Genomic DNA, 5711 nt, shown 5'->3' with positions numbered 1-5711 from the left:
GGGGCCTGCTGCGCAGGCCAGCGGGAGCAAGCTCCCTCGCCACAAAAGCGAGTATGGCGCCATGCTCGAGTATGGGTTTGAACCCGTAGCGCGGGAGCCTCCCTCATCACAAAAATTGGGTACGGCTTCAAGCTTGATGACGGGAGCAATCCCGTGGCGAGGGAGCTTGCTCCCGCTTGGCTGCGCAGCAGCCCCAAGACCAGACAACTCGCTACCATTGCCCAATGAACTGATCTCGCAGACCACCCAGCGGCCCCCACCCAAAGTACCGCGCCCGCCAGCCTCGCCGTCGTACACCGAAACTGCCGCGCCGGGCCGGCGCTGCCAAAGCAGCCGGCAATCCCCTCCAAGGCAGCGTATGACGCGCCCGAGGGCCTTTCGATAATCGCCTCCGACATCCTGTCCCCTGTTGCGGAGCGCGCCATGCACAACAATAAGAATACCTGCCTGCGTTTTTTGCCTGCGGTCATCGCCGGCCTGTCGAGCCTGGGCCTGACGCCCTGGGCGCAAGCCGAAATCATGCTGTACGACAAGGACCAGACCACTTTTTCCACCGATGGTTACATCAACGCCTTCTACGTCAACAGCGACGTGGACCGGGCGGGGGAGCAGTTCGACCGGCGCCAGTCGCGGGTCAAGATGGGCTTTTTGCCCAACTACCTGGGCTTCAACATGGGCAAGCAGGTCGATGACCTCAAGCTCGGTGCCCGCGCCTCGTTCTGGGTGACCATCAATGACAGCGAAACCAACGGCACCGACACCGCCATCGACGTGCGGCAGTTCTACGGTACCGTCGCCAATCCGGAGTGGGGCGAGGTGCTGATCGGCAAGGACTTCGGCTTGTTCGCCCGTTCCAACATCCTCCTCGATGAACTGCTCGCCGGTTACGGCCAGGTCAGCGACACCCTCGGCCTGGTGGACGGCGGCGGGGTGTCGTTCGGCAATATCGGCAGCGGTTACCCATACCCGTTCCCGACCTCGCAGATCACCTATCGCACTCCGGTGATGGACGGGTTGCGTGTAGCGGTGGGCATCATGGACCCGGTGGACACCAACGACAGCAGCGCCACCGGCAAGGCCTATCAGGAAAACCCGCGCACCGAGAGCGAGATCACCTACCAGTTCGACCTGGGCGGCGCGAAGATCTACAGCTGGCTGAACGGCAGTTACCAGACCTCAGACAATACCGACGCCAGCGTCGAATCGGTCACCTCTAAAGGCCTGGGTTATGGCGTGCAAGCCAAGATGGGCGGGCTCTCGCTCACCGGCTCAGGGTTCCAGGCCAAGGGCATCAACCCGTTTTTCACCAACAACGCCGGCGAGGCCACGCTACGCAACGTCGACAGCCAGGGCTACCTGCTGCAAGGCTCCTACAAGCATGGCAAGAATCGCCTGGCGCTGTCCTACGGCAAGACCGAGGACGACGGCAACGGAGTGGTCGGCAGCGGTGCCGACTACGAGACCCGCGGCGTCGCGCTGTTTCATGAGATCAACGACAACCTCAAGCTCGTCGCCGAATACAACCAGTTCGAAATCAACGGCCACGACACCAGCGCGCAGAACGAAGACACCGACACCTTTGCGGTGGGGGCCGTGCTGACCTGGTAACCCTGGCGAGGGAGCTTGCTCCCGCTGGGGTGCGAAGCAGCCCCTTGAACTTGCACTGAGGTGTATCGGGTTTATTCAGTCAGTTTTTTTGGGGCTGCTGCACAGCCCAGCGGGAGCAAGCTCCCTCGCCACGGTTGAATCCACGGTTCTCCTCCCATGGAAGTGTCCACCCGCTACCCAAGTAGCATTCGTGCGTCGGGCGCGGGTTCGTACACTCAGGGCTCTATCACGCACCGTCGGAGGCGCAGATGCAGCAGGCCCAGAGCGAAGGTGTGGTCAGCGCCATGTCCCAGGCAACGGATGTCGAGCAAGTGGCCCGGGAACTGGCGCGACAGCTGTTGCACCCGCACCTGGGTTTTGTGCTGTTTTTCTGTTCCGCCGAATACAACTTGCCGGCCCTGGGCCAGGCGCTGTCACGCAGTTTCGGCGGGATTCGCCTGGTCGGTTGCACCAGCGCCGGAGAAATCACCCCGCAGGGCTACGGTCGCAACTGCGTGACGGCGGTGGGGTTCGATCATCGACATTTTTCCATTGCCGCCGAGCTGATCGGCGAGATGGAGCACTTCAGCCTGATCGACGCCCAGCAGATGGTCGAGCGCCTGGCCGGTGGCTGTCGCAGCAACGTCCTGGCGCCGATCAAGGGCCATAGTTTTGCCTTGACTTTGCTCGACGGTCTGTCCAGTCGCGAGGAAATGGTACTGGCCGCGTTGAGCGCAGCCTTGGGCGACATCCCGCATTTCGGTGGCTCGGCCGGCGATGACAATTACCTGACCCACACCCACGTCTATTTTGAAGGCCAGTTCCACAGCGGCGCTGCCGTGGTAGTGCTGATCAATACCTGGCTGGAGTTCGAGGTGTTCACCACCCATCACATCCTGCCTCGCCAGGAGAAGCTGGTGGTGACCGGCGCCGACAGCGCCTCGCGACGGGTCTACGAACTCAATGCCGAACCCGCCGCCGAAGAGTACGCCCGGCACATCGGCGTGCAGGTGAGCGCGCTGGACTACCGGGTATTCGCGGCTCATCCACTGGCCGTGCGCATCAACGACCAGTATTACGTGCGAGCGATCCAGCAGGTGCACCCTGACCTGAGCCTGAGTTTTTATTGCGCCGTGGAGAACGGCATCGTGCTCACGGCCATGCGCCCTGGGCCTCTGTTGCATAACTTGCAAGATCTGTTCGACGGCTTGCAGGAGCGCCTTGGCGAATTGCTGTTGACCATCGGCTGCGACTGCTTCCTCAGGCGCCTTGAGCTGGAAGACAGCGCTGGTCTGGAGCAGATCGGCCAGTTCCTGCGCGAACAACGGGTGACGGGGTTCAACACCTATGGAGAACAGTTCAATGGCATGCACATCAACCAGACCTTCACCGGAGTTGCCATTGCCCGTCATCGCGTCCCCGCTCATCGCTGAACTGCAGGCACAGATCGCCGCCCTGCAACACGACAACCACAAGCTGCGGCGCATCAACGCGGCGCTGATCGAGCGGGTCGAATCCGGCGTGACCCGAGGCAGCGACCCGTACGCAGCGTTCCAGCATTCGGTGGTGCTGGCCGAACAGGTCCGCGAGCGCACCGACGCCTTGAACCAGGCAATGGCCGAGCTCAAGGCCGGCAACCATCTGCTGGGCGAAGCCCGGCTGCGGGCGGAAACCGCCCATCGCCATCTGATCGATGCGATCGAGAGCATTTCCGATGCGTTCGTGCTGTTCGACGAACAGCAACGCATTGTCCTCTTCAACAGCCGTTTCAAGGCGTTCTGGGCCCACAGCCGGGTGCGGATCATCGCCGGGATGCGCCTTGGCGAGGTCAAGCGCCTGATGACCGCCAATGGCCTGTTCATCGAAGAAACCCGCGGCCAGCCCGATGAGCCGGTGCTGTACCGATTGCAGAACGGCCGCTGGCTGCAGGTCAGCGAACGGCCGACCCAGGAAGGCGGACGGGTGTTCCTGTTTACCGATATCACTGACGTCAAACTCAGCGAAACCGTGCGCCGTGAGCAGGCCATCGCGCAGAAATCCCACCTGTTGCAGCGCGCAGTGGACAACCTGTCCCAGGGCGTAGCGATGGTCAATGCCCAAGGCGTACTGGAATTGTGGAACCGACGTTTTCTGGAGCTCAGCGGCCTGGCGCCGGTGGCGGCTCATCGGCCATTCAGCGAGGTGATCGCCGACAGTGAGCTGCAACTGCTGACGCCGGCCAGTCGCGACGGCAATGGGCGGTTGATCCAGGAGTGCGAACAGCGCCTGTCCGATGGCCGGGTCCTGGAGATCCGGACTCATCCGCTGCCGACCGGCGGCTACGTCAATACCTTCACTGACATTACCGAGCGCTACCAACATGCCGAGGCACTGAGCGAAAGCGAGCGCTGGATCCGCTTGATCACAGATCACGTACCGGCACTGATCGCCTACCTCAACGCCGACCTGGTCTACGAATTCACCAACAAGGTCTATGAGCAGTGGTATTGCTGGCCGCGGGGCGTGATGCTCGGCCAAAGCCTGCGCGAAGCCCACAGCGAGCAGCATTACCAGCGCCTGGAAGCCTACGTGGCCCGAGCTTTGGCCGGGGAGAGCGTGACCTTCGAATTCGCCGAGACCAACATCAACAACCAGGAGCGCTACATGCTGCGCTCCTACGTGCCCAATCGGCTGGCCAACGGCGAGGTGGTGGGCATCTTCGTGCTGATCCGCGACATCACCGAACGTCGCCGCACCGCTGAGGCCCTGCATCAGGCCTACCAGAACCTGGAGCTGCGCGTGCAGGAGCGCACGGCCGAGCTGACCACGCTCAACGACCAGCTGCTACGCGAGATCGACGAGCGCAGCCGGGCCGAGCTGCGCCTGCGCGAAGCCAAGCGCGAGGCCGAGCGGGCCAACCTGTCGAAAACCAAATTCCTCGCGGCGGTCAGCCATGACCTGCTGCAACCGTTGAACGCGGCGCGGCTGTTCACCAGCGCCTTGCTCGAACGCCGCGAACCGCTGGCGAACGCGCAACTGGTGCGCAACGTCAGCAATTCGCTGCAGGACGTGGAAAATCTGTTGGGCACCCTGGTCGATATTTCCAAGCTGGATGCCGGCGTGATCAAGGCCGATGTGGCGCCGTTCGCCCTCAGTGAGCTGCTCGACACCCTGGCCGTCGAATACCTTCAGGTTGCCCGTAGCGAGGGCCTGGCGTTGCGCTTCGTGCCTTGTTCGGTGCTGGTGCGCAGCGACATCCAGTTGCTGGCGCGGATCCTGCGCAACCTGTTGAGCAACGCCATTCGCTACACCCCCAACGGGCGGGTGGTCCTGGGTTGCCGACGTCACGGCAACCGTGTCTCGATCGAAGTCTGGGATTCCGGCATCGGCATTGCCCAGGATCGGCTGGAGGAAATCTTCCAGGAGTTCAAGCGTGGGGATGCCCAGCGGCCGGACCAGGACCGCGGACTCGGCCTGGGATTGGCGATCGTCGAGAAGATCGCCGGGATCCTTGGGCATCCGATCCAGGTCCGCTCCTGGCCGGGCCAGGGCTCGGTGTTTGCCATCGAGGTGCCGCTCAGCGCTACCGCGCCCAAGCCGCTGGCGTGCCTGGACATGAGCGAGCCGATGCTCGAACGCCTGCGCGGCGCGCGGGTCTGGGTGCTCGATAACGACGCGGCGATCTGTGCCGGCATGCGAACCTTGCTCGAAGGTTGGGGCTGCCGCGTGGTAACGGCGCTATCGGAACAGGACCTGGCACGCCAGGTGGACGATTACCGCGCCGAGGCGGATTTGCTGATCGCCGACTATCACTTGGACCACGATCAGAATGGCATGGACGCGGTGGCCCGGATCAACGCCTGCCGCACCTCACCGATCCCGGCCATGATGATCACAGCCAACTACAGCAACGAACTCAAGCAGCAGATCCGCGAGCGCGGGCACACGCTGATGCACAAGCCGGTGCGGCCGATGAAGCTGAAGATTGCGATGAGTCATTTGTTAAGCCAAACCCAGGTTTGGTGAGTCGAACGCTGTTGTGGCGAGGGAGCTTGCTCCCGCTGGGCTGCGCAGCAGCCCCCATCCACTCAACTCAACCCGACTGACACACCGCGTTGCCCAGGTCTGGGGCCGCTGCGCAGCCC

3 protein-coding genes are annotated in these 5711 nt (G+C 63.0%); all 3 read left to right on the top strand.

Annotated elements, in window-relative coordinates:
* Positions 1-423 precede the first annotated feature (423 nt).
* The 3 genes from ACE04F_RS05895 (at position 424) to nahK (ending at position 5592) form a co-directional block, all read left to right on the top strand.
* Positions 424-1608 (top strand): porin, encoded by a 1185-nt coding sequence (locus tag ACE04F_RS05895; RefSeq protein ID WP_486105406.1) that lies wholly within the window; start codon positions 424-426, stop codon positions 1606-1608.
* A gap of 248 nt (positions 1609-1856) precedes the next feature.
* A complete protein-coding gene (gene nosP / locus ACE04F_RS05890) occupies positions 1857-3020 on the top strand; it encodes a nitric oxide-sensing protein NosP (protein WP_486105405.1) in 1164 nt (387 codons plus the stop codon).
* Positions 2950-5592 (top strand): hybrid sensor histidine kinase/response regulator NahK/ErcS', encoded by a 2643-nt coding sequence (gene nahK, locus ACE04F_RS05885; RefSeq protein WP_486105404.1) that lies wholly within the window; start codon positions 2950-2952, stop codon positions 5590-5592. The genes nosP and nahK overlap by 71 nt, the downstream gene beginning before the upstream one ends.
* Positions 5593-5711 lie beyond the last annotated feature (119 nt).

This window comes from Pseudomonas sp. AGC41, from assembly GCF_057334555.1.
Note: the sequence above shows the minus strand (reverse complement) of the source record. Positions and strands in the feature narration are given on the sequence as shown.